Annotated in this window: 22 protein-coding genes; 14 read left to right on the forward strand and 8 right to left on the reverse strand. The window is 73.1% G+C overall.

The window, feature by feature from the left end; translation table 11 throughout:
* Positions 1 to 35: 35 nt before the first annotated feature.
* Both AMYTH_RS0138320 and AMYTH_RS0138325 read left to right on the forward strand, forming a co-directional pair.
* Positions 36 to 1,028 (forward strand): NAD(+)/NADH kinase, encoded by a 993-nt coding sequence (locus AMYTH_RS0138320; RefSeq protein ID WP_027934664.1) that lies wholly within the window; start codon positions 36 to 38, stop codon positions 1,026 to 1,028.
* A 21-nt stretch (positions 1,029 to 1,049) separates the two neighbouring features.
* Positions 1,050 to 3,917, forward strand: coding sequence for a helix-turn-helix transcriptional regulator (locus AMYTH_RS0138325; protein WP_027934665.1), 2,868 nt, complete (start codon positions 1,050 to 1,052; stop codon positions 3,915 to 3,917).
* On the opposite strand, the gene AMYTH_RS50665 is transcribed toward AMYTH_RS0138325, so the two are convergent.
* Both AMYTH_RS50665 and AMYTH_RS50670 read right to left on the reverse strand, forming a co-directional pair.
* Positions 3,914 to 4,126 carry a hypothetical protein gene (locus tag AMYTH_RS50665; protein WP_027934666.1) on the reverse strand — a complete coding sequence of 71 codons (213 nt, stop codon included), beginning with the start codon at positions 4,124 to 4,126 and terminating at the stop codon, positions 3,914 to 3,916. The genes AMYTH_RS0138325 and AMYTH_RS50665 overlap by 4 nt on opposite strands.
* A 66-nt stretch (positions 4,127 to 4,192) precedes the next feature.
* Complete coding sequence (locus AMYTH_RS50670; protein ID WP_228685139.1) at positions 4,193 to 4,582, reverse strand: peroxidase family protein; 390 nt, start codon at positions 4,580 to 4,582, stop codon at positions 4,193 to 4,195.
* Positions 4,583 to 4,606: 24 nt separating this feature from the next.
* On the opposite strand from AMYTH_RS50670, the gene ligD reads away from it, so the two are divergent.
* Positions 4,607 to 5,563: a non-homologous end-joining DNA ligase gene (gene ligD / locus AMYTH_RS0138340; RefSeq protein ID WP_209440813.1), complete on the forward strand. Its 957-nt coding sequence runs from the start codon at positions 4,607 to 4,609 to the stop codon at positions 5,561 to 5,563.
* Here ligD and AMYTH_RS0138345 read toward each other — a convergent pair.
* The gene (locus tag AMYTH_RS0138345) at positions 5,550 to 6,470 is read right to left on the reverse strand and encodes a DMT family transporter (protein ID WP_051362943.1); all 921 of its coding nucleotides are present in this window, start codon (positions 6,468 to 6,470) and stop codon (positions 5,550 to 5,552) included. The genes ligD and AMYTH_RS0138345 overlap by 14 nt on opposite strands.
* Here AMYTH_RS0138345 and AMYTH_RS0138350 point away from each other — a divergent pair.
* The 4 genes from AMYTH_RS0138350 to AMYTH_RS0138365 all read left to right on the forward strand — a co-directional run bounded on the left by AMYTH_RS0138350 (position 6,469) and on the right by AMYTH_RS0138365 (position 12,995).
* The gene (locus AMYTH_RS0138350; RefSeq protein ID WP_027934670.1) at positions 6,469 to 7,857 is read left to right on the forward strand and encodes an aminotransferase-like domain-containing protein; all 1,389 of its coding nucleotides are present in this window, start codon (positions 6,469 to 6,471) and stop codon (positions 7,855 to 7,857) included. The two genes, AMYTH_RS0138345 and AMYTH_RS0138350, sit on opposite strands and share 2 nt — an antisense overlap.
* Before the next feature lie 43 nt (positions 7,858 to 7,900).
* Entirely contained in the window at positions 7,901 to 10,885 is a 2,985-nt protein-coding gene (locus tag AMYTH_RS0138355) for an ATP-binding protein (RefSeq protein WP_027934671.1), read from the forward strand.
* Positions 10,886 to 10,954: 69 nt separating this feature from the next.
* Positions 10,955 to 12,352 (forward strand): FAD-binding oxidoreductase, encoded by a 1,398-nt coding sequence (locus AMYTH_RS0138360; RefSeq protein WP_027934672.1) that lies wholly within the window; start codon positions 10,955 to 10,957, stop codon positions 12,350 to 12,352.
* 7 nt (positions 12,353 to 12,359) lie between these two features.
* Positions 12,360 to 12,995 (forward strand): HD domain-containing protein, encoded by a 636-nt coding sequence (locus tag AMYTH_RS0138365; protein ID WP_027934673.1) that lies wholly within the window; start codon positions 12,360 to 12,362, stop codon positions 12,993 to 12,995.
* Here AMYTH_RS0138365 and AMYTH_RS0138370 read toward each other — a convergent pair.
* On the reverse strand, positions 12,982 to 13,905 hold the full coding sequence (locus AMYTH_RS0138370; protein ID WP_027934674.1) for an SDR family NAD(P)-dependent oxidoreductase: 924 nt from the start codon (positions 13,903 to 13,905) through the stop codon (positions 12,982 to 12,984). The genes AMYTH_RS0138365 and AMYTH_RS0138370 overlap by 14 nt on opposite strands.
* Positions 13,906 to 13,957: 52 nt before the next feature.
* On the opposite strand from AMYTH_RS0138370, the gene AMYTH_RS0138375 reads away from it, so the two are divergent.
* The 3 genes from AMYTH_RS0138375 to AMYTH_RS0138380 all read left to right on the forward strand — a co-directional run bounded on the left by AMYTH_RS0138375 (position 13,958) and on the right by AMYTH_RS0138380 (position 15,687).
* Positions 13,958 to 14,368 (forward strand): MerR family transcriptional regulator, encoded by a 411-nt coding sequence (locus AMYTH_RS0138375; RefSeq protein ID WP_027934675.1) that lies wholly within the window; start codon positions 13,958 to 13,960, stop codon positions 14,366 to 14,368.
* Positions 14,369 to 14,812: 444 nt separating this feature from the next.
* The gene (locus tag AMYTH_RS50675; protein ID WP_228685141.1) at positions 14,813 to 15,211 is read left to right on the forward strand and encodes an Ada metal-binding domain-containing protein; all 399 of its coding nucleotides are present in this window, start codon (positions 14,813 to 14,815) and stop codon (positions 15,209 to 15,211) included.
* Positions 15,097 to 15,687 carry a class I SAM-dependent methyltransferase gene (locus tag AMYTH_RS0138380; protein ID WP_228685349.1) on the forward strand — a complete coding sequence of 197 codons (591 nt, stop codon included), beginning with the start codon at positions 15,097 to 15,099 and terminating at the stop codon, positions 15,685 to 15,687. The genes AMYTH_RS50675 and AMYTH_RS0138380 overlap by 115 nt, the downstream gene beginning before the upstream one ends.
* A gap of 202 nt (positions 15,688 to 15,889) precedes the next feature.
* On the opposite strand, the gene AMYTH_RS0138390 is transcribed toward AMYTH_RS0138380, so the two are convergent.
* The 3 genes from AMYTH_RS0138390 to AMYTH_RS0138400 form a co-directional block, all read right to left on the reverse strand.
* Positions 15,890 to 16,636 carry a cytidyltransferase gene (locus AMYTH_RS0138390; RefSeq protein ID WP_027934677.1) on the reverse strand — a complete coding sequence of 249 codons (747 nt, stop codon included), beginning with the start codon at positions 16,634 to 16,636 and terminating at the stop codon, positions 15,890 to 15,892.
* A 118-nt stretch (positions 16,637 to 16,754) separates the two neighbouring features.
* Entirely contained in the window at positions 16,755 to 18,242 is a 1,488-nt protein-coding gene (locus tag AMYTH_RS0138395; protein WP_228685351.1) for a 4-hydroxyphenylacetate 3-hydroxylase family protein, read from the reverse strand.
* A gap of 97 nt (positions 18,243 to 18,339) precedes the next feature.
* The gene (locus AMYTH_RS0138400) at positions 18,340 to 18,882 is read right to left on the reverse strand and encodes a flavin reductase family protein (protein WP_027934679.1); all 543 of its coding nucleotides are present in this window, start codon (positions 18,880 to 18,882) and stop codon (positions 18,340 to 18,342) included.
* A 103-nt stretch (positions 18,883 to 18,985) separates the two neighbouring features.
* On the opposite strand from AMYTH_RS0138400, the gene AMYTH_RS0138405 reads away from it, so the two are divergent.
* Together AMYTH_RS0138405 and AMYTH_RS0138410 are read left to right on the forward strand one after the other, a co-directional pair.
* On the forward strand, positions 18,986 to 19,816 hold the full coding sequence (locus AMYTH_RS0138405; protein ID WP_027934680.1) for an IclR family transcriptional regulator domain-containing protein: 831 nt from the start codon (positions 18,986 to 18,988) through the stop codon (positions 19,814 to 19,816).
* 31 nt (positions 19,817 to 19,847) lie between these two features.
* Positions 19,848 to 20,834 carry an LLM class F420-dependent oxidoreductase gene (locus tag AMYTH_RS0138410; protein WP_027934681.1) on the forward strand — a complete coding sequence of 329 codons (987 nt, stop codon included), beginning with the start codon at positions 19,848 to 19,850 and terminating at the stop codon, positions 20,832 to 20,834.
* Here the strand turns inward: AMYTH_RS0138410 and pip are convergent.
* A complete protein-coding gene (gene pip / locus AMYTH_RS0138415; RefSeq protein WP_027934682.1) occupies positions 20,815 to 21,789 on the reverse strand; it encodes a prolyl aminopeptidase in 975 nt (324 codons plus the stop codon). The genes AMYTH_RS0138410 and pip overlap by 20 nt on opposite strands.
* Before the next feature lie 38 nt (positions 21,790 to 21,827).
* On the opposite strand from pip, the gene AMYTH_RS0138420 reads away from it, so the two are divergent.
* Positions 21,828 to 22,307, forward strand: coding sequence for a MarR family winged helix-turn-helix transcriptional regulator (locus AMYTH_RS0138420; RefSeq protein WP_027934683.1), 480 nt, complete (start codon positions 21,828 to 21,830; stop codon positions 22,305 to 22,307).
* Between the two features lie 117 nt (positions 22,308 to 22,424).
* Positions 22,425 to 22,766: a hypothetical protein gene (locus tag AMYTH_RS0138425; protein WP_027934684.1), complete on the forward strand. Its 342-nt coding sequence runs from the start codon at positions 22,425 to 22,427 to the stop codon at positions 22,764 to 22,766.
* Positions 22,767 to 22,789 lie beyond the last annotated feature (23 nt).

Below are 22,789 nucleotides of genomic sequence, written 5' to 3' on the forward strand. Positions count from 1 at the left end.
GCCGACGTGGAGTGCCTCCGGTCGCGAGGAGGGACATGGCTTCCGTTTCCCGGATCGGCCTGGTCGTGCACGGCGGCAAGGAGGCCGCGCGGCGCGCCGCGGGCGAGGTCCGCGCCTGGGCGGCCGCCCGCGGCATCCCGTGCACCGACATCGACGTCTGGGACGACTTCGACGGCCACCGGCGGCACGCCAAGGAGGAGGCCGAGCGCGCGGGCAACCCGGACCTGATCGTCACCGTCGGCGGTGACGGCACCTTCCTGCGCGGGGTGCGGGTCGCGGCGCCGGTCGGGTCGCTGGTGCTCGGCGTCAACGTGGGCCGCGTCGGGTTCCTCACCGAGGTCGCCACCGAGGACGTGGTCGCCGCGCTGGACGCGGTCAACGACGGCGCCTTCCAGGAGGACTCGCGAATGACGCTCACCATGTGCGCGTCCCGGCCGCTGAGCATCCCGAAGGGCATCGAGCCGATGCTGCGGTACGGCCGCGGCCCGGCGCTGCCACCGCCCAACACGCGGCGGGCCCCGTCCGACGGCGACGGCATCCAGCTGGACGTGCTGGGCCTCAACGACATCGTGGTGGAGAAGCTGGCCCGCGACCGGCAGGCGAGCCTCGCGGTGTACGTCGACGGGCGGCAGTTCGCCGTCTACTCGACCGACGCGTTCGTCGTGGCGTCCTCGACCGGATCGACCGCCTACAGCTTCTCCGCGGGCGGCCCGATCGTCTCGCCCGGCCTGGACGCGCTGGTGTTCACGCCGGTCGCGCCGCACATGGTCTTCAACCGCAGCGTCGTGCTGGCGCCGCAGCAGCGGGTCGGCATCCGGGTGCTGGAGCAGTCCGGGGAGGCCGCGGTGAGCGTGGACGGGCAGCTGCGGGGCGTGCTGGAGCCGGGCGACTGGATCACCGTGCAGGCGGCGAGCCGGCGCGCACGCCTGGTCCGCCTCGACGAGCCGGACTTCCTGTGCCGGGTGCGCGACCGCTTCGGGCTGGCCGATTCGGTCGCCGCCCTCGCGGACGAACGGCCCCCGCGCTGACCGTCCGTGGGAGCATGAGGTGTGCCTCGCCTCGACACCGCGATCCCGCTGATCGGCCGCGCACCCGAGCTGGACACCCTGCGAGCCACGCTGGACCGGGCCAGGGCGGGCCAGGCGGGGGCTGTGCTGCTGGCCGGTGACGCCGGGGTCGGCAAGTCACGGCTGCTCGGTGAGCTGGTCGCCGGGGCCGACGGGGTGACCGTGCTGTCCGGGCGTTGTCTCGACGTCGGCGAGGCGGGGTTGCCGTACCTGCCCTTCGCCGAGGCGCTGGGCGGGCAGCGGGCGGCGGCGGAGCAGTGGCCGGTGCTCGGGCGCCTGCTGCCCGGTCTCACCCAGCCCGAGCCCGTCGACCAGGCGGTGGAACGGCTGCGGCTGTTCGACGCGGTGCACGCGCTGCTGGTGGAGCTCGCCGCGCGCGGCCCGGTGCTGCTCGCACTGGAGGACCTGCACTGGGCCGACGCCTCGACCAGGGACCTCGTGTTGTTCCTGCTGTCCCGGCTGGACACCCAGCGGCTGCTGGTGGTCGCCACCTACCGCACCGACGACCTGCACCGCCGCCATCCGCTGCGCCCGCTGCTGGCGGAGGTGTCGCGGCTGCCCGCGGTGGCCCGGGTCGAGCTGGCCCCGCTCGGCGCGGCCGACACGGTCGCGTTCGTGTCCGCGCTCGCCGAAGGCGCGTTGCCGGACGTCACCGTGCGCACCGTCGCGGAACGCTCCGAGGGCAACCCGTTCTTCTGCGAGGAACTGACCGCTGCGGTGCGCCGGGGCGCGAACCTGCCGGACGGACTGGCCGAGCTGCTGCTGGCGCGCGTGGAACGGCTCAGCCCCGAGGCGCAGCGCGTGGCCCGCGCGGTCTCCGGCGCGACCCAGCTCGTCGCGCACGCCAGCCTGCGCACGGTCTGCGGTCTGGACGAGGACACCCTGGAAACCGCGTTGCGCGAGGCCGTGCTGCACAACGTCCTCGTCGCCGCGGAGGACGGCTACGCGTTCCGGCACGCGCTGCTGCGCGAAGCGGTCTACGACGACCTGCTGCCCGGGGAGCGGGTCCGACTGCACGCCGCGTTCGCCCGCCTGGCCGCGGAGAACGGCACCGCGGCCGCGCTCGCGCACCACAGTTTCCGCAGCCACGACCTGCCGACCGCGCTCGCCGCATCGGTGCGGGCCGCGGACCAGGCGGCCGGGATGCAGGCGCCGGGCGATGCGCTGCATCACCTCGAGCAGGCGCTGCAGCTGTGGGAGGCGGTGGACGAGCCGGAGCGGATCAGCGGACGGGACCAGCTGGCGCTGCTGCGCTCGGCGGCCGCGATGGCGGACACCGCGGGCGAGGCCGACCGCGCCGTGACCTACGCCCGCTCGGCGGTGACCGAGGCGGACCTGCGCGACGACCCCGAGCTGGCCGCCGACACGCGGCACCAGCTCGCGATCGCGTTGATCCCGTTCGACGTGCACCGCGGCGAGGTGTCCAAGGCCGTCGCCGAGGCGTGGGAGCTGGTGCGCGACCGCCCGGCGAGCGTCGTGCGCGCCCGGGTCCTCGCGCTGCGCGCCCGCGCCTGGGTGTGGGGCGTGCCGGACGTCGACGTCGACGAGCTGCGCGGCCACGTCCAGCAGGCGATCGCCGACGCGCGTGCGGCCGGGGCGCCCGAGGTCGAGGCCGACGGGATGGTCACGCTCGCCGCGTTCGAGGACTGGCAGGGCAACGTCGAGCTGTCCACGCGCCTCGGCCTGGCCGCAGCGGAGCGCGCGGCCGAGATCGGCGCGGTCCGGGTGGAGCTGCGGGCGCTGCACAACGTCACCTGCAATCTGCTGGTGAGCGGGGACCTGCCCGGTGCGGCGCGGATGGCCGCGCGGGCGTGGCAGCGCGCGGAACGGGCCGGGCTCGGCTGGAGCAACGTCGGCGTCGAAGCTCGCACGAGCGAGCTGTTCGACCTGTACGTGCTCGGGGACTGGGAAACCGCGCTCGCCCGGGCCGAGGTGCCGGGCGCGCCGCGGTTCGCACGGGCCAGGGTCGGGTCGTACTCCGCGCCGATCCTGGCCGCGCAGGGGCGGTTCGCCGAGGTCGAAGACCTCGCGGCGCGACTGGCCGACCAGCGCGACGACGCGCGCACGGGCGTGCTGCTGGGGATCGCGCTGGCCGAGGCCGCCCAGTGGCAGGGCGACGCCGAGCGGGCCGTCGCGGAGATCCGGACCGTGATCGAGCGGCTGCATGCGCTGACCCGGTCCAGCCTCGCCGACCTGCGGTGGGCGGTCGTCACCGGGGTGTCCGCGCTGGCCGACCTCGCCGAGGAGGTCCGGCGCCGCGGCGGGGACGCCGGTGAGCTGGTCGCCCAGGGCGAGGAGCTGGCCGCCGCCGGGGAGCCGGTGTCGTCGGTGCAGGTCCGGCTGGAGGAACGCAGCCCGGACACGCGCGTGCCGACCGCTCGGCTCGCCGCGGAGCTGAAACGCTTGCGCGGCGCGGACGACCCGGCCGCGTGGGCGGCCGCGGTCGAGGAGGCCGCGCCCCTGCCGTACTGGCAGCTGCTCGCCCGCTGGCGGTGGGCCGCGGCCCTGCTGGCGCACGGCGAGCGGGACGCGGCGGCCGAGCAGGTCCGGCTGGTGCGCGACGCCGCGACCGAGCTGGGCGCGGAACCGTTGCGATCCGCGGTGGCGGACCTGGCCCGGCGCGGCAGGCTGACCGCCGCGGCCGCGACCGCCGACGACGTGCTGACCCCGCGCGAGCGGTCCGTGCTGCAACTGGTCGCGGGCGGGCTGACCAACCGCCAGGTCGGCGAGCGCCTGTTCATCAGCGAGAAGACCGCGAGCGTGCACCTGTCGCGCGTCATGGCCAAGCTGGGCGCCGGGAGCCGCGCCGAGGCAGTTTCCCTGGCGCACCAGCGTGGTCTGCTCGGTTAGGGCTTGTCGCCGAGGGGGTTGCGGTTCTCCGGCTTCCCGCCCGCCGCGAAGACCAGCAGGTCGGCCATCGTGAAGCCGCCCTGCCGCGCGCCGAGCGCAGGCTGCCAGCCCGGTTCGTTCAGGATCGAGTAGCGGCTCGCCTCGATGCAGCGGTGGAACACCTCGGCGACGATCCGCCCGCCGACGCCGTTCAGGCGCCCCTCGTGCACCTCGGCCTCACACAGGACGTAGAACCACAGCGGCGTGTTGGCGACCAGCTCGTCACGCAGTTCCGGTCAGCGGGGTGGTCTCCAGGAACTCGGCCATCTGCTGCCGGTGGCCAGGATCCCGGCGGTGCCGCTGAAGGTGAACAGCTGGAACAACGTCGCGATGCCCAGCGGGGAACCGGCTTCGAAGATCCGGTTCCAGGAACAGGTTTCCCGCACCATGCTGTGCCCGAGGCGGAACGCCGCGACCGAGAACTCGATCGGCATCGTCGCCGGACCACCCGCGGTCTGCGGGTTGAAGTACCTGCGCCCGTTGGTGAACACGTCGTCGACGATCATCGGGTTCACGATCCGGGGCAGGTAGTCCTCCCGCAGCATCCACTGGTAGTGCCGCACCACTTCACCGCGGGCCTTCTCGAAGAGTCCCCACGAAGAGGTGTGGCCGACTGGCGGAGGCACACGATCCGGCGCAGCATCGGGGGCATGCCGCTGCCCGAGCCCGTCGCCCCCATGCTGGCCGTTTCCGGACCCGTGCGGGACAGCGAGGGCTGGGCGTTCGAGTGGAAGTACGACGGGGTGCGGTGCCAGGCCGCGGTGTCCGGCGGCGAGGTCCGGCTCTACTCACGGCGGCTGCGTGACGTCACGAGCACCTACCCGGAGCTGACCGTGCTCGGGGACGATCCCCGCACACTGCTGATCGACGGCGAGGTCGTCGCGCTCGACGAGGACGGCAGGCCGGATTTCGGTCGCCTGCAACAACGCATGAACCTGGCCGCGCCCACCCCGGCGCGGCTGTCCTCGGTGCCCGTCGTGTTCTTCGCGTTCGACCTGCTGCGCGAAGGGGAGCAGGACTGCACCGGCCTGCCCTACGAAGACCGCCGGGAACGGTTGCTGGGCTTGGGCATCGACCGGCCGGAGGTGCGGGTGCGGCGGCACTTCCTCGCGTCCGACGTGGAGGGTGCGGAGCTGCTGAGCGCGGCGCGCGAGGTCGGCCTGGAGGGTTTGGTGTCGAAGCGGCTCGGCTCGGTCTACCAGCCCGGCGTGCGATCGCCGGACTGGGTGAAGACACCGCTGACCCGTACGCAGGAGGTGGTGATCGCGGGCTGGACCGCCGGCGAGGGGCGGCGGTCCGGCACGTTCGGCGCCCTGCTGCTCGGCCTGCACGACGAGACCGGACTGCGCTTCGCCGGGCACGTCGGCACCGGGTTCACCGACCGCATGCTCGACGACCTGCAGGCGCGCCTGCGCCCGCTGGCCCGCCGCACGAGCCCGTTCGACAGCCCGGTGCCCCGCGAGTACGCCCGCAACGCGCACTGGGTGGAGCCGGAACTGGTGGGCGAGGTGGAGTTCCGGCAGTGGACGTCGGACGGGCGGTTGCGGGCGCCGTCCTGGCGGGGGCTGCGGCCGGACCGGCTGCCCGAGGAGGTCACGCTCGCCTGACCAGCCTGGTCCGCACGGCGAGCCCGGCGCACGCGATCACCGCGACGCCGCCGAGCACGGTCGGCCAGGTGATCGCCTCGCCGAGAACCAGCACCGCCCAGCAGATCGTCAGCACCGGCTGAACCAGCTGGATCTGGCTCACCCGCGCCATCGGGCCGATCGCGAGCCCCCGGTACCACGCGAAGAACCCGAGGAACATGCTCACCACGCCGAGGTAGGCGAACGCGGCCCAGTCCACGGCGTTGCCCGTCGGCGGGTGCTGCCACGCCGCGACGGCCGCGAGCGCGGTCATCAGCGGCGCGGACAACACGAGCGCCCACGAGATCGTCTGCCACGCGCCGAGTTCGCGGGCCAGCAGCCCACCCTCCGCGTAGCCGATCCCGGCGGCCAGCACGGCCCCGACCAGGAGCAGGTCCGACCACCGCGGGCCGGTGAAACCGCCCTGCAGGGACGCGAACGCGACCGCGGCCACCGCGCCGAGGGCCGCCGCCGACCAGAAGCGGGCCGCCGGCCGTTCCCGCCCGCGCAGCACGGCGATGACCGCGGTGGCGGCGGGCAGCAGCGCGATCACGACGGCGCTGTGACTGGCCGAGGCGGTGGTCAGCGCGAACGACGTCAGCACGGGGAACCCGGCGACCACGCCCGCGGCGACGATCGCGAGGCGGAACCACTGCACGCCCCGCGGCAGCCGTTGCCGGGTGCACGCGAGCGCGACCGCGGCGAGCAGCGCGGCGACGACCGCCCGGCCGGCGCCGATGAAAAGCGGCGACATGGCGCCGACGGCGACGCGGGTGAACGGGACGGTGAACGAGAACGCCGTGACCCCGAGCAGACCCCAGCCGAGACCGGCCCGCGCGGTCGGTAGCACCCGACGCTCGACGAGAGTAGCGCTACTATCCTGACTCATGTCCGACGATAGCAGCTCCCGCATCGTCGCCGGGCTGCGCGAGTGGATCGCGACCGCCGAACCGGGCGCGAAGCTGCCGTCCACCCGCGCGCTCGTCGCCGAGTACGCGGCGAGCCCGGTGACCGTGCAGAAGGCCCTGCGGACCCTCGCGGCCCAGGGGATCGTGGAGAGCCGGCCCGGTGTCGGCACCTTCGTGCGCGCGGTCCGCGTGGCGCGCGCGAACGACTACGGGTGGCAGACGGCGGCGCTCGGATCGCCGCCGCAGCGGATGCCGCGGGTGTCGACCGCGCTGCGGACGGTGCCGAACGACGTGATCGCATTGCACTCCGGGTACCCGGACCGGGAACTGCTGCCCGAGCGGCTCGTGCGGGCCGCGTTCGCGCGTGCCGCGCGGGGCGCTTCCGCGGTCAACCGCCCGCCGGCCGCCGGGTTGCCGGAGCTGCAGGCATGGTTCGCCGCGGAGCTGGGTCCGGCGGCGCCGGGCGACGTCGTCGTGTTCCCGGGCAGCCAGAGCGGGCTCAGCGCGGCGTTCCGCGGGCTCGTCGGGGCGGGCGCGCCGCTGGTGCTGGAGTCGCCGACGTACTGGGGCGCGATCCTCGCCGCCGCGCAGGCCGGGGTGCGGGTGGTGCCCGTGCCGAGCGGTCCGCACGGTCCGGACCCGGACGAGCTGGACCGCGCGTTCCGGCGGACCGGGGCCAGGGCGTTCTACGCGCAGCCGAATTTCGCCAACCCGACCGGCGCCCGCTGGCCCGCCGAGCTGGGCGACCGGGTCCTCGGCGTCGTCCGCGAGCACGGCGCGTTCCTGATCGAGGACGACTGGGCGCACGATTTCGGGATCGCGGCGGATGTGGTGCCGCTCGCCGCGCGCGACGACCGCGGGCACGTGGTGTACCTGCGGTCGCTGACGAAGAGCGTGTCCCCGGCGGTGCGGGTCGCCGGGATCATCGCGCGCGGCGCGGCCCGCGAGCGGATCCTCGCCAGCGCACAGGGCGAGTCGATGTACGTGAGCGGGTTGCTGCAGGCGGTCGCGCTCGACGTCGTCACGCAGCCCGGGTGGCGCACGCACCTGCGCGGGGTGCGCCGCCAGCTGGCCGCGCGGCGCGACCTGCTCGCCGGCGCGCTGCGGGAGCACGTGCCGTCCGCACGATTGGAAGGGTTGCCGCAGGGCGGGCTGAACCTGTGGGTGCGGCTGCCGGACGCCACCGATCCGGCGCGCCTGATCCGCGACTGCGAGGCGGCCGGAGTGGTGGTGAACCCGGGCGGCGAATGGTTTCCCGCGGAGCCGCCCGGGGTGTACCTGCGGCTCAACTACTCCGGCCCGAACCCGGGCGCGTTCCCCGACGGCGCGCGGATCATCGGTGAAGCACTGGCCGGGCAAGGGCTCTAGGCGTTCCGTCGATCGGAGCCGCGTCGCGGTCTACTCTGGCGGGATGCTGCGGGTCTCCCTGCTGGGAGAACAGGCAATCCTCGACGAAGCGGACGGTTCGGTGGTGACTCGTTCGCCGCGCACCGTCGCGCTTGTCGCGTACCTCGTCGTGCACGCGGGGGTGCCTCAGCCGCGGCAGCGCATCGCCGAACTGTTCTGGCCCGACTCGTCCGAACCGCAGGCGCTGACGAACCTCCGCCGCGAGCTGCACCACCTGCGCCACACCCTCGGCCAGGACTGCCTGGTCGTCACGGCCAAGGACCTGTGCTGGCGCGACACCGCGACCGTCCGCGTCGACGTGCGCGACTTCGAACTGGCCCGCGCGGCGGCCCAGTCCGGCGACGGGGTGCTCCAGCACGCGCCGGCCGCGCTCGCGCTCTACCGCGGTGAATTCCTGCCCGGCATCAACGACGAATGGGTGATCGAGCCGCGTGCCGCGCTGGAATCGGCCTCCGTCCGGCTGTGCGATCTGCTGTGCCAGGCCAGGAAGAGCCGCGGCGACCTGCCCGGCGCCGCGGAGGCCGCCCGCAGGCGGATCCAGTTGCGCCCGCTGGAGGAACAGGGCTACCGCACGCTGATGGACCTGCAGGCGGCGATGGGGGACCGGGCCAGCGCGGTCAGCACCTACCACCACTGTGCGTCCACCCTGGAGCGCGAACTCGGCGTCGTGCCGGACGAGGCGACGCGGCGGGCCCTGCGTCGCCTGCTGGCGGGCGAGGCGACGGGCCCGCGCCCCGGCACCACCGGGCTCGTCGGGCGCGGCCGGGAGGTAGCCCTCCTCTCGCGCGTCTGGCAGACCGCGGCGGCCGGCCGCCCCGGGCTCGTGCTGGTGTGCGGCGGCGCGGGGGTCGGCAAGAGCAGGCTGGTCGCCGAAGTCGCCTCGGCGGCACGGGCGCACGGCGCGATCGTGGCCACCTCGCAGTGCTTCGGCACGCCGGGGCGGCTGCCGCTGGCGCCGGTCGCGGACTGGCTGCGTGCCCCCGCGGTGCGCGCCGCGACCGCGAACCTGGAACCGGTGTGGCGCGCCGAGGTGGACCGCCTCGTGCCCGCGGGCCGGTCGCGGAGCGATCCGGACACCGGCCCCCGCGCGATGGTGGACGCCTGGCAGCGGCACCGGTTCTTCGAGGGCCTGGCCAGGGCGCTCACCGGCGCCGGCCGCCCGATGCTGCTGGTGCTGGACAACCTGCAGTGGTGTGACCAGGAAACCCTGGCGTTCCTCACGTTCTGCCTCGGCCTGACCCCGGACGCGCCGGTCCTCGTCGCCGCGACCCTGCGCACCGACGGCGCGTGGCCGGAGCTCGCGGAGTGGACCACCCGCATGCGCGGCACCGGCCTGCTGACCGAGCTGACGCTGAACCCGTTGGAGATCACCGAATCCGCCCGGCTGGCCGAGCTGATCTCCGGCCAGCCGCTCGCCCCCGCGGACCGTGAGCTGCTGCAGGCCACCACCGGCGGTTTCCCGCTCTACGTCGTCGAAGCCGTGCGGGGCAAGGCACTACCGGGCAGCGACCTCACCGACGTCCTGCGCAACCGGGTGGAGCAGGCGAGCCCGGCCGCGCGCAAGACCGCCGGGCTCGCCGCCGCGGTCGGCCGCGACTTCACGCTCGCCCTGCTCACCGAGGCCAGCGACCTCGAACCGGACACCGTCGTGCAGGCCGTCGACGAGCTGTGGCGGCGCCGCATCATCCAGGAGATCGACGGCGGCTACGACTTCAGCCACGATCTGCTCCGGGACACCGCCTACCACCTGGTCAGCCCGCCCAACCGGTGGCTGCTGCACCGGCGCATCGCGCAGGCGCTGGAGCTGCTGCACGCCGGCGACACCGCCCCGGTGTCCGGCCGACTGGCCGAGCAGTACGCGCGGGGCGGGCGCCCGGACCGCGCCGTCGGCTTCTACCGGCGCGCCGCGGCCTTCGCGTCCAGCACCTTCGCCCACGCCGAGGCGATCCGGCTGCACCAGGAGGCACTGGACATCGTGCGGTCCCAGCCGGACAGCGCCGAGTCCGCCCGTCAGGAACTGGCGATCCTGGAGACGATGGCGGCGCCGCTGAACGCCCGCCACGGGTACGCCTCGCCGCAGCTGCAGCAGGCCCTGGAGCGCACCATCACCCTCGCCAAACGCTTGGGGCAGCAGGATTCCATGCTCACCGCGATGGTCGGGCTGTGGGCTTCCCGCTTCGTGCAGGGCCGCACCGCGGACGCCTACGAGGTCGCCACGAGCGTGCTGGACCTCGTCGACCCGGACTCGGAACTGCGCGGCGCGGCGCACTTCGTGTACGGCGGGAGCGCGAGCAGCCTCGGACGGCCCGCCGAGGCGCTGCAGCACTTCGACCTCGCCGTGAAACTGTCCCGCGGCGCCCCGTCGCTGACCGTCGGCACCCGCCCCGACGTGCACGCGACGGGGTGGGCCGCGCACCCGCACTGGCTGCTCGGCCACACTGGGGAGGCGCTGGCCGCCTGCCAGGACGCGATCGACCTCGCCCGGTCGGCGGAGCACCCGTACAGCCTTGCCGTCGGGCTCGCCTACGCCGGGATCACCTACCAGATGTGCGGCGAGGTGGACCGGCTCGGCGACACCGTGCGCGAGCTGGGCGAGCTGTGCGACCGCTACGGCTTCGCCTACTACCGGGAATGGGGCCTGGTGCTGGGCGGCTGGCGGGCCGGGCGGCCCGAGGTCGCCCGGCGCGGCATCGACAACCTACGCGCGGAGGGCTCGTTCGCGCGGATGCCGTACTGGCTCGCGCTGCTCGCCGACCTGTCCGGCCCGGACGCGGCCCGCGCGACCCTGGACGCGGCGATCGTCGCCGGGCAGGCCCGCGACGACGTGTGGTGGATGCCCGAGGTGATGCGCAAACGCGCCGCTCTCGACGACCCGGACACCGCGGTGTCCCGGCTGCGCTCCGCGGTGCGGCTCGCCAGGGCGCAGGGCAGCCTCGCCCTGGAGCGGCGGTGCGAGCACGACCTCGCCGTTCGGGCCGGCGCCGGCTGACCCCGCGCGGGCGAACGCTGCGCGAACGCCCGGTCCCTAGCGTCGTGGCGACCCACCAGAGGAGGAACCATGACCACCATTGCCACCGCACCGTACGAGGAGCTGGCCGCCACCCTGCGCGGCGACCTCGTGCTCCCGTCGGACCCGGCCTACGACGCGGCCCGCGCCGTCTACAACGGGGCGATCGACCGGCGGCCGTCCGCGATCGTCCGGGTGCGCGACACCGCGGACGTGGTCGCGTGCGTGAAGTTCGCGCGGGCACACGACATCACGATCGCCGTGCGCGGCGGCGGCCACAACGCCGGCGGGCTCGGCATCGCCGACGACGCCCTGGTGATCGACTTCGCGTTGCTGCACAGCACGACCGTCGACCCCGAGCACCACACCGTCCGCGTCGACGCGGGGTGCACGTGGGCCGACGTCGACCACGCCACCGTCCCGTTCGGCATGGCCGTGCCGTGCGGGTTCCTCGGCTCGACCGGGGTCGCGGGGCTGACGCTCGGCGGCGGGGTCGGCTACCTGGCCCGCAGGTTCGGGCTCACCGTCGACAACCTGCTCTCGGCCGACGTCGTGCTGGCCGACGGCACGCTGGTGACCGCGAACGAGACGTCGCACCCGGACCTGTTCTGGGCGTTGCGCGGCGGCGGCGGGAACTTCGGCGTGGTCACGTCGTTCACGTTCCGCGCCCACGACATCGGCGAGCACGGTGTGATCATCGGCGGGCCGGTGCTCTACGACCTGGCCGACACCCCGGACGTGCTGCGCTGGTACCGCGAACTGCTGCCGTCGCTGCCGGAGGAGCTGTCCGGCTGGTTCGGGTTGCTGACGATCCCGCCCGCACCGCCGTTCCCCGAGGAGCTGTGGGGACGCAAGGCGTGCGGCATCGTCTGGTGCTACACCGGGCCGCACGACCGCGCGGACGAGGTGCTGGAGCCGGTGAAGAGCTACGGCACGCCGCTGGTGGTGGGGCTGCAGCCGATGCCGCACAACATCCTGCAGACCGCCTTCGACGAGCTCTACCCGGCCGGGCTGCAGTGGTACTGGAAGGCCGACTTCTTCTCGGAGATCAGCGACGAGGCGATCGACGTCCACGTCCGGTACGGGCAGACGCTGCCGACGCCGTTCTCGACGATGCACCTGTACCCGATCGACGGCGCCGCGGCGCGCGTCCCGGCGGAGGCGACGGCGTTCGGCTACCGCGACGGCGGGTGGGCCGGTGTGATCGTCGGAGTGTCGCCGGAGCCGGCCGACCTCGACGGGATGTCCCGCTGGGCCAAGGACTACTGGTCGGACCTGCACCCGACGTCGGCGGGCGGGGCGTACATCAACTTCATGATGGACGACGAGGGGCAGGACCGGGTGCGAGCGTCCTACCGGGACAACTACGACCGGCTGGCGCGGATCAAGGCCAAGTACGACCCGGAGAACGTGTTCCACGTCAACCAGAACATCCGCCCCGCGCGATGATGGGTGCGTGCGGAACGACTGGGTGAGCGCGGTACGGGCGCTCGGTGGCGACGGCGGTGTGGCGGCGGACGCGGCGGCGGACCTGGCTGCCCGGTACGCGGAGCCGCACCGCCGTTACCACGACACGGCGCACGTGCTCGCGGTGCTGCGGGATTCGGCGGCCCTGGCGGCGGACCTGGGGTTGCCGCCGGAGGAACGCGCGACGCTCGCGCTGGCCGCCGCCGCACACGACGTCGTGTACGACGGACGGCCAGGTGACGACGAGCGGCGCAGTGCCGAGTGGGCGGTGTCGTGGCTGCGCCGGGCGGGGGTGCGGCCGGAGCACGTGGCGCGGGTCGAGGAGCTGGTGCTGGCCACGCTCACGCACGCCGCGCCGGACGGGGACGCGACCGCGCAGGCACTGCTCGACGCCGACCTCGCGATCCTCGGCGCGGAGGAGGTCGCTTACGACCGCTACCGCAGCGCGGTGCGCGCCGAATACGCGGCGATTCCGGACGAGTTGTGGCGCGCCGGCCGGTCGGCTGTGCTGTCGGACCTGCTGGCGCGGGATCCGCTGTACGCCACGGCGGCTGCGCGGTCGCGGTGGGAGGCCGCGGCGAAGGCGAACCTGGGGCGGGAGCTGGCCGCGCTCAGAACGCGTTGATCCCGGTCAGTTCCGCGGACAGCGCCCAGAGCCGTTCCGCCTCCGCGGGGTCCACCGCGTGGTCGCGGACGCCGGCGATCATCTCCGTGCTGTCCGTGGGTTCGGCGATGTCGCAGTCCTCGCAGTAGAGGCCGCCGAGCCCGTCGAGCCGCGGTGAGGTGGCGGCCCAGACCTGGGTGGCCGCGCCCTGCTCGGGTGTCTTGAAGCTGGGGTCGGCGGGGTTGCCGTGCTCGTCGATCCAGCCCGCCGCCACCATGTCCGCTGTGTCGAGGTGCCGTTGCAGCGGGGTCAGGATCGCGCCGGGGTGCAGGGAGAACGCGCGGGCACGCTCGCGGCCGAGGACGTCCAGCTGCACGGCGAAGAGCGCGTTGGCGGTTTTGGACTGGGCGTAGGCGAGCCAGCGGTCGTAGCCGCGGTCGAAGTGGATGTCGTCCCAGCGGATGGGCGAGAGCTGATGGCCTGCCGAGGAGACCACCACGACGCGCGCGCCGGGCGCGATGGCCGGCCAGAGCAGGTTGACCAGCGCGAAGTGCCCGAGGTGGTTGACGGCGAAATGCGATTCCCAGCCCGGCCCGACGCGCGTTTCCGGGGCGGCCATGATGCCCGCGCCCGCGATGAGGATGTCGATGCCGCGGCCGGAGGCGAGGAACCGCTCGGCGAACCGGTGCACGCTGTCCAGGTCGGCGAGATCGAGTTCGTCCACTTCGGCCGCTTCGCGCGCGGCTTCCGGGCGACGCGCGGGAACGACGACGTGCGCGCCGGCCTGGGTGAGCGCGCGGGTGGCGGCCAGGCCGATACCCGAGTAGCCGCCGGTGACGATCGCGAGCCTGCCGGTCAGGTCGACGCCGGCGAGGACCTCGGCGGCGGTGGTGCGGGCGCCGAAGCCGGTGCCAAGTGGTTTCTGGATCATGGCCGCGACGCTAGGAGTTAGAGCGGCGTCTAGGTCAAGTTAGGCTGGTCCGGTGGACTTGAGCATCGGCGAGGTCGCGCGGCGCACCGGGCTGAGCGTGCACACGTTGCGGCTCTACGAGCGGGAAGGCCTGCTGGCGAGCCCGGTCGCCCGGAACGCGAGCGGCCGGCGCGTCTACCGCGAGGCGGACGTCGAGTGGCTGCGGTACTGCACGCGGTTCCGCGCGTCGGGGATGCCGCTGGAGGAGATCCGCCGGTTCGCCGCGCTGGTGCGGCAGGGGAGGGGCAACGAATCCGAGCGGCTGGCGCTGCTGCGTGAGCACGAGGAGCGGGTGCGGGCGCGGATCGCGGAGCTGCAGGAGAGCCTCGCCGTGATCCGGCACAAGGTGGCGGTGTACGAGGAGCACGTGGCGGAGGGCCGCGCCGCGGGCCTGTGGGAACCGGCGGGGTCCACTGTGGAGTGATCCTCGGTCGCCCGGGACACGGCGCCGCTGTCCCACGAGGCGCTGCCGGAAGCTCGGATCGACCGCCAGCCGCTACGGCCACTGACCGCGCCCCGACCGCTGACCGCCGCCGCTGACCCGCCGCGGCCGCTGGCCGCTACGCCCCTGACCGCCCGGTCGTTGATCGCCGCAAACCGCTGTCCGGCACCTCCGCTGGCCGCCACCTCCGCTGGCCGCCGCGACCGGAACACGCCAGCGCAGTCTTCCCGGTCCGGGCATCCTCGACCCCGTGGTCTGCACCCTGCTCGGCGGCGACGGCCGGCCTCTACCGGAGCGCTGTCCCGGGCACCCGTTTCGGCCGGTGCGTGCCACAACCCTGACCGCTTCGGCCATCGGCTGCCACGGTTGGCCGCCACGACCGGAACACGCCAGCCGATCCCACCGAACACCGGCAACATCGACCCCGTGGTCTACACCCTCCTCGGCGCCGACGGCCGCCCCTACCGCAGCGCTGTCCCGGGCACCCTCGGCGGGCACCGGCGGTTGCGGATCTACGGCCTGCTCACCTGCCCGTCCGTCCGGCGCGCCCTCGCCCGTGGCCACTACGCCCGCCACCGCGTCTTCTTCGCCGACGAGCGGACCGCGGTCGCCGCCGGGTACCGGCCCTGCGCGGTCTGCCTGCCGGACCGGTACCGGGCCTGGCGGACCTCCCCTAACGTCGAGGCATGGCGAACCGCTTCTTCCCCTGGTTGTTCAAGCGCATCGGCGCCCGCAACGAGGCCCGGGGCGGCGCCGCGCTCCGGCGGGAGCTCCTCGCGGGCGCGCGGGGGCGGGTGCTCGAAGTCGGGGCGGGCACCGGGCTGAACTTCCCCCACTACCCGCCCGGGGTGGACCTCACGGCCGTCGAGCCGGAGCCCGCCCTGCGGGCCGAGGCGGCGAAGTCCGGCGTCCCGGTCGTGGACGCGCGCGCCGACCGCCTGCCGCTGCCGGACGGGTCCGTCGACGAGGTCGTGGTCAGCGGCGTGTTGTGCTCGGTGCCGGACCAGGCCGCCGCGCTCGCCGAGTTCCGGCGCGTCCTCCGGCCAGGCGGACGGCTGCGGTTCTACGAGCACGTCCGCGCCCGCACTCCGCTGCGTGCGCGCTGGCAGGACCTCGCCGCACTTGTCTGGCCACGGCTGATGGGCGGGTGCCTGCCCAACCGGGACACCCGCACCGCGATCGAGGCCGCCGGGTTCGTCGTGTCACACTGCCGGGAGTTGATCTTCCCGCGGGGCGCGAAGGTGTCCGTCGTCGCACCTCGCATAGTGGGAGTTGCGCGAAAAGGACCGGACCAGCCGTAACAACAGTCCCTCCTGCAACTGCGGTCGCAGAACGAGGGTGCGCCGCGTGAGTCACACCCGGGGTGTGGTTAGTCTTCGCCAGCGAATGTCGTCGAGACCGTCCCGGGGGGTCAGGTGCGCAGGACCAGTTCCCGGCCGTGGCAGCGCCGGCCACCGAGCCCGCAGCCACCGCCCAGCAAGCCGCAGCCGATGCCCGGCCGCATCAGCCGCTGAGGAAGTCCAGACCGGTCGCGCCGGTCCGGGAGGTGCGGACCGCCACACCTTCCGCGTCCACCTCCACCAGGACCTCGTCCCCGCACGTCAACCGTCCCCGGTAGACGCCCGGTGCGGGCAGCGCGGTGCCCGGCTCCACCCGCAGCCGGCCGTCGGCGAGCACACCCTCGACCCGGTGCGGCCGGCCCAGCGCTCGCGCGGCGCCGGCCACGTCGCCCGCCCGCAGGCACGACCGGACGTGCGTGGACGAGACCAGCGGCAGCAGGTCCACCGGGTGCGTGGTGAAGCCGTAGTTGCGCCCGAGCCGCCGCAGCGTCTCCGGCGTGCCCTCGCCGCGGTGGCCGAACGTGAAGTTCCCGCCCACCACCACGGCCGCGGCGCGCAGGCGCCCGGCCAGGATCCGGGCGACGAAGTCCAGGGGCGACATCCCGGCCAGCTCCCGTGTGAACGACAGGACGCACACCGCGTCGACACCGAGTTCCCCGGCGAGTTCCGCGCGCCGCTCGACAGTGCTGAGCGCGTCCGTGCACCGCGGCGGCCCGACGACCCGCGCCGGGTGCGGGTCGAAGGTGACGAGCACCGTCGGCAGGCCGCGGGCACGGCCGATGCCGACGGCCTCGCCGATGAGCCGCGCGTGCCCTCGGTGCACCCCGTCGAACACGCCGAGGGTCACCACGGACGGCCCGAGACCGGCGGGCACGGTGTCGCGCCACACCGGGCACAGCATCGCGGTCATCGCAGCTCCTCGCTGGTCGCACCGGGTGCGGCGCCCCGGGGGACGAGGCGCCGCACCCGGCGGTGGTGGCCCGGCGACGTCGTCGTCCACCGGGCCCCGCCGTGGGATCACCGGACCGTCAGCGACGGCCTTCCGGGTTGAACAGGTCCGGCACGGTCCAGCCGTCCAGGTCGTATTCGGCCATGCACTGCTCGGCGAAGCCCTTCATGCCGTCGGCCTGGCCCGACTGCTGCGCGGCGAACAGCAGCTCGGCGCGCACGCCCTCGTGGTTGCCCGAGTAGTTGCGCTCGTACAGCTCGTGCCTGCCGCCGAACTCGCTGCCGATCGAGTCCCAGATCAGCTTCATCAGCTTGACGCGTTCGATCGCGTCGATGCCGTTCGAGCCGCGCACGTACTGGTCGAGGTAGGGGCGGACCTCCGGCGACTTGAAGTCGTCGGCGTGCGAGGGCAGGTAGATCAGCCCGGATCCGAGGTCCTGCATGATGATCTCGCGCACCCGGGGGTAGCCGACGGTCATGAACCACCGGTAGGCAAGGCCGTAGTCCAGGTGCGGCAGGACCGCGCCGTCGATCCACTCGTCGGGCCGCGCGGCCATCGCGTCGGACAGCGCCCAGAACAGGTTGCGCCACCCGATGACCTCGCCGACCCGGGTCTGGATGCCGCGGAAGTCCTTGGTGCCGGTGACCTCCACGCCCTTCATCAGCAGGCCGGCGATGAAGTCGAGCTTGACCGCGAGCCGGGTGACGCCGTGGAAGGTGAAGCGGTGCAGGAAGCCCGAGCCGGGGAAGAACGTGCTGGCCTTCTCGGCGTCGCCGTAGATGAAGACGTTCTCCCACGGGATCTTCACCTTGTCCAGGATGAAGATCGTGTCGTTCTCGTCGAACCGGGACGACAGCGGGTAGTCGAACGCGCTGGTCGCGCTCTGCGCGTAGGACTGTCGGCAGATCAGCTTCATGCCCGGCGCGCCCATCGGCACCGTGCACACCAGCGCGAACTCGCGCTTCTTGATCGGCAGGCCGTAGTGGGCGATGAAGTTGTAGTTCGTGATGGCCGAACCGGTGGCGACCACCTTGGCGCCGGAGACGATCAGTCCGTCGTCCTTCTCCTCCTCGACGTGGATGAAGATGTCCTTCACCTCGTCGGGGTTGCGGTCGCGGTCGACCGGCGGGTTGATGATCGCGTGGTTCCAGTAGAGGACCTTCTCCTGCGATTCGGTGTACCAGCGGCGGGCGTTGTCGGCGAACGGCTCGTAGAAGTCCGAGTTCGCGCCCAGCGTGCCGAGGAAGGCGGCCTTGTAGTCGGGACTGCGGCCCATCCAGCCGTAGGTCATGCGGGCCCACTCGGCGATGGCGTCCCGGTCGGCGAACAGGTCTTCCCGGCTGCGCGGGGTGCGGAAGAACGGGTGCGTGAACCCGCTGCTGCCGGTGTCGGTCGGCGCGGTGAGGACGCCCTGCTTGTCCGGGTCGTGCAGCGCGTCGTAGAGGCGTGCGGTCATCCGGGCGGAGTTGCGGAACGCGGGGTGGGTGGTGACGTCGTCGACCTTCTCGCCGTAGATGAAGATCTCGCGGCCGTCCCGGATGCTGTCGAGGTACTCCTCGCCGGTCATCGGGCGGGTGGTCCGGGTCGGGGTCACGGCTTCGTCGGGCTGGTGGATCGCCACGGGATGGTCCCTTCGTCGTTGAACGGGATCTGGTGGTGGGTGGTCAGACGGCCGCCGGAGCGGCCGGGAACCAGCCGATCTCGGGGCAGTCGAGGGAGACGGCCCAGTGCGAGCCGTCGTCGGTGGGGCCGAGGTTGCGGAAGCGGCCCGCGTAGAACAGCAGCGGCTCGGCGTCGGTGAGTTCGAGGTCGACGACCTCGCCGAGCACGATCAGATGGTCGCCGCCGTCGTAGGTGCGCCACGGCAGGCAGGAGATCGTCGCGGCGTTGCCCAGCAGCACGGGCGCCGTCGGGCCAGTGCCCCAGCGGGGGCCCGGGTCCTGCGGGCGGCCCGCGAAGTGCATCGCCGTGTCGAGCTGGTCCGCGGCGAGGACGTTCACCGCGAACGGGGAGTCCGCCAGGTAGCCGCACGCCTTGGACGAGCGGGTCAGCGTCACCTGGCAGAGCGCGGGCTCCAGCGAGACCGCGGTGAAGGCGTTGACGGTCGCGCCGTGGGGTTCCCCGGCGCTGTTGCGGCAGGTCACCACCGTGACACCGGTGGCGAACCGGCCGAAGCCGGTGCGCAGCTGGCGCTGGTCGAGCGTCATCTTCGACACCTCCTGTACGCTCTGCGTACTAGTTGCACGCTCTGCGTTCACAAGGAGAGTGCCTGCTGGTGGGTGCGCGAGTCAATACCTCAGGTGCGGGAAGATGGCGGCCATGACCACCGAGGGGAATCCGCGCGACCTCATCCAGAGCCTCGAGCGGGGGTTCGCGGTGCTGCTCGCGTTCGACGCGGAGCGGCCCAACCCCACGCTCGCCGAACTCGCGGCCGCGACGCAGCTGTCGCGCCCGGCGGTGCGGCGGATCCTGCTGACCCTTCAGCATCTGGGTTACGTGCACGGCGAGGGCGGGCGCTGGACCCTGACGCCGCGCGTGCTGAGCATCGGGCAGCACTACTCCGCCTCGCACGGCATGATCGAGATCGCGCAGCCGCACCTGCTCCGGCTCGCCGAGCAGACCGGCGAGTCGGCGTCGCTGGCCGCGCTGGACGGCACGGAGGTCGTCTACGTCGCCCGCGTGCCGGTGCGGCGGATCATGAGCATCAACGTGTCGATCGGGACGCGTGTGCCCGCGCACTCCACGTCGATGGGCCGCGTGCTGCTGGGCTGGGCGCCGGACGAGGTGGTCGACCACGTCATCGCCGCGGGCCTGACGGCCCACACCGAGCACACGGTCACCGATCCGGACGAGTTCCGGCGGCGGTTGCGTGACGTCCGCTCGCTGGGTTATTCGGTGGTGGCGGAGGAGCTGGAGAAGGGGCTGCTCTCGGCCGCCGTGCCGGTGCGGGACTCCTCCGGCGCCGTGGTGGCCGCCCTGGCCTCCTCGACGTCCAGCGGACGGTCCACAGTGGAACAGCTGCGCACCGACGTGGTGCCGCTCCTGATCAAGGCGGCCGACCGGATCAGCGCGGACTTCGGGCACCGGCAGAGCGTGACGACCGGACCAAACGTCCGAAAAGGACATGAAGGCTTCTTCTGACGGGGGCCGGCGCCCCGGCTAGGCTGGGCGCATGCGCTTCGGATTGTTCATCCCCCAGGGCTGGCGGCTCGACCTGACCGGTATCGAGCCCGCCGGGCAGTGGCAGACCATGCTCGACATCGCCAGGTACGCCGAGAACGGGCCGTACGAGTCGGTGTGGGTGTACGACCACTTCCACACCGTCCCGGCTCCGCTGGCCGAGGCCACGCACGAGGCGTGGTCGCTGATGGCGGCGCTCGGCGCGACCACGAGCCGCGTCCGCCTCGGCCAGATGTGCACCTGCATGAGCTACCGCAACCCGGCCTACCTGGCGAAGGTCGCGGCGACCACGGATGTCATCTCGGGCGGTCGCGTCGAGATGGGCATCGGCGCCGGCTGGTACGAGCACGAGTGGCGGGCCTACGGCTACGGCTTCCCGTCCGCAGGCGAGCGGCTCGGCATGCTCGACGAGGGTGTGCAGATCATGCGGCAGCTGTGGAGCGAGGGCAAGGCGACGCTGAACGGCAAGCACTACCAGGTCGACGGCGCGCTGTCGTACCCGCTGCCGCTGCAGGACGGCGGCATCCCGCTGTGGATCGCCGGCGGCGGCGAGAAGAAGACGCTGCGCATCGCGGCGCGGTACGCCCGGTACACGAACTTCGCCGGTGGCGCCGAGGACTTCAAACACAAGTCCGAGGTCCTCGCCGCGCACTGCAAGGACGTGGGCACCGACTTCGACGCCATCGTCCGCTCGGCCAACTACAACGTCGTCATCGGCGAGACCGAGAAGGACGTGGCCGACCGCCTGGCGTGGATCCGCTCGCACTACGAGCCGCACCTGTCCGCCGACCTGCTCGAGAGCACCGTCAACTCGTTCGCGAACGGGCCGCTGGTCGGCACTCCCGAGCAGATCGCCGAGCGGCTCACCGAGCTGCGCGGCCTCGGCATGACCTACGCGATCACCTACTTCGCCGACATCGCCTACGACCGCGCGTCGGTGGATCTGTTCACGAACAAGGTCATCCCCGAGCTGGCCTGACCGCGAACTCGTCGAGCGCGGCGCGCATCGCCGCCCGCATCGCGTCGCTGCCGGTGTGGCCGGAGTCGTCGATCACGATCAGTTCGGCGTCCGGCCACACCTTGGTCAGCTCCCACGCCGTCTCGACCGGGCCGGACAGGTCGAGGCGGCCGTGGATGAGCTTCCCCGGGATCCCCGCCAGCCGGTGGGCTTCCCGGATCAGCACACCCTCCTCCAGCCAGGCGGCGTTCGAGAAGTAGTGCGCGCAGATCCGCGTCATCGCGAGCAGGTCGCGGGACGGCCGGTCGCTGTAGGAGTTCGGCACCCCGTTGGGTTCGAGTGAGATCGCCGCGTCCTCCCAGGTGCTCCAGTCCCGCGCGGCCTTGTTCCGCACCTCGGGATCCGGGTCCGCCAGCAGGCGCGCATACGCGGCGAGGACGTCGAACGTGTCACCCTCGACGTCGCCGGCGCCTGCCCGGAACCGCTCCAGCTCCGCCGGGAAGAACCGGCCGACCCCGTTGTACAGCCAGTCGATCTCGCGGCGCCGGGTGGTGGTCACGCCGACGATCACGATTTCGCTGACCCGCTCCGGGTGCCGCTCGGCGTAGGCGAGTTGCAGCGTGGAGCCCCAGGAACCCCCGAAGAGCAGCCACTGCTCGATCCCGAGGTGCTCGCGCAGCCGTTCCATGTCCGCGATCAGGTGCTCGGTGGTGTTGTGGCTCAGGTCGGTGGCCGGGTCGCTCGCGTGCGGCGTGCTGCGGCCGCAGTTGCGCTGGCTGAACAGGATGATCCGGTAGCGCTCCGGGTCGAAGTAGCCGCGTGAATTGGTCCAGGCGCCGGAGCCGGGGCCGCCGTGGACGAACACGGCCGGCTTGCCGCGGGGGTTGCCGCACTCGGCCCAGTGGATCCGGTTGCCGTCGCCGACGTCCAGCATGCCTTCGGTGTGGGGTTCGGCGACGGGGTGGAGCTGGGTCATGATCCCTCCAGATGCAACAGTGCTGTTATATTAGCGCTGTGACAATCCCCGGCGCCGAACTCCTCGCCACCCGGCTGCGGCACCTGCTGGAACTGCTGGACGGCGACGTCGCCGCCGTGTACGCCGACCTCGGCCTGGCCTGGTTCCGGCCGCGCTTCACGCCGGTGGTGCGGACGCTGGCCGCAGACGGTCCGCAGCCGATCCGGGATCTCGCCGCGGCCATCGGGGTCACCCACTCGGCGGCGAGCCAGACGGTCGCGCAGATGGTGAAGGCGGAGCTGGTGACGCTCAGGCCGGGCGCCGATGCCCGCCACCGCATCGTCCACCTGACACCCAAGGCCGAGGAGTTGCTGCCCGTCCTGGACGCGGAGTGGGCGGCGACCACCGCCGCGGCGAAACGTTTCGAAGCCGAGCTGGCATACCCGCTGACCAAGCTGGTCGACGAGGCCATCGAGGCCTTGCGGGAACGTTCGATGCGGCAGCGGATCGCCGATGCAGCACCGGATCTGGGCCGTTGACGGCGAGCAGGTTTCGCGTTCCCTTGACCGGGGTACAACGACGCTCCACGCCCGTTGAAGGACCAGCGGAGGACCGTCTTGCCGGACTCAGCCCAGATCTGTGACAGAACCAGCGGCGTGCCCCTGTTGGGCGCGCCCCACCTCGCCGGGCTCCGGCGGCACCTCCGCGCGCTCCTCGACGAGGAGAGCGAGGAGGCGAACGAACGCGCGCTCCTTGTCGTCGACACCCTCGCGAGTCTCGCCTGCAGGCACGCGCATGTGCCGTTCACCGTCCGCCTCCGGCACACCGAAGGCAGCAGCCTGCGCGCCGAGATCCGCGAGCTGCGCTGCCGCACCCTGCCCGGTCACGCGGCGCTGCGGCTCCCGCTGCACATCCTCGACCGGCTCGCCCGCACCTGGTGCGTCGACCTGCAGGAGCACCACGGGGTGCTGACCGCCGAGGTCGACCTGGCCGGCTGAAAACCGGTTGCGCGACCGTGCGG

The organism is Amycolatopsis thermoflava N1165, assembly GCF_000473265.1.
GTDB classification, from domain to species: Bacteria; Actinomycetota; Actinomycetes; order Mycobacteriales; family Pseudonocardiaceae; genus Amycolatopsis_E; species Amycolatopsis_E thermoflava.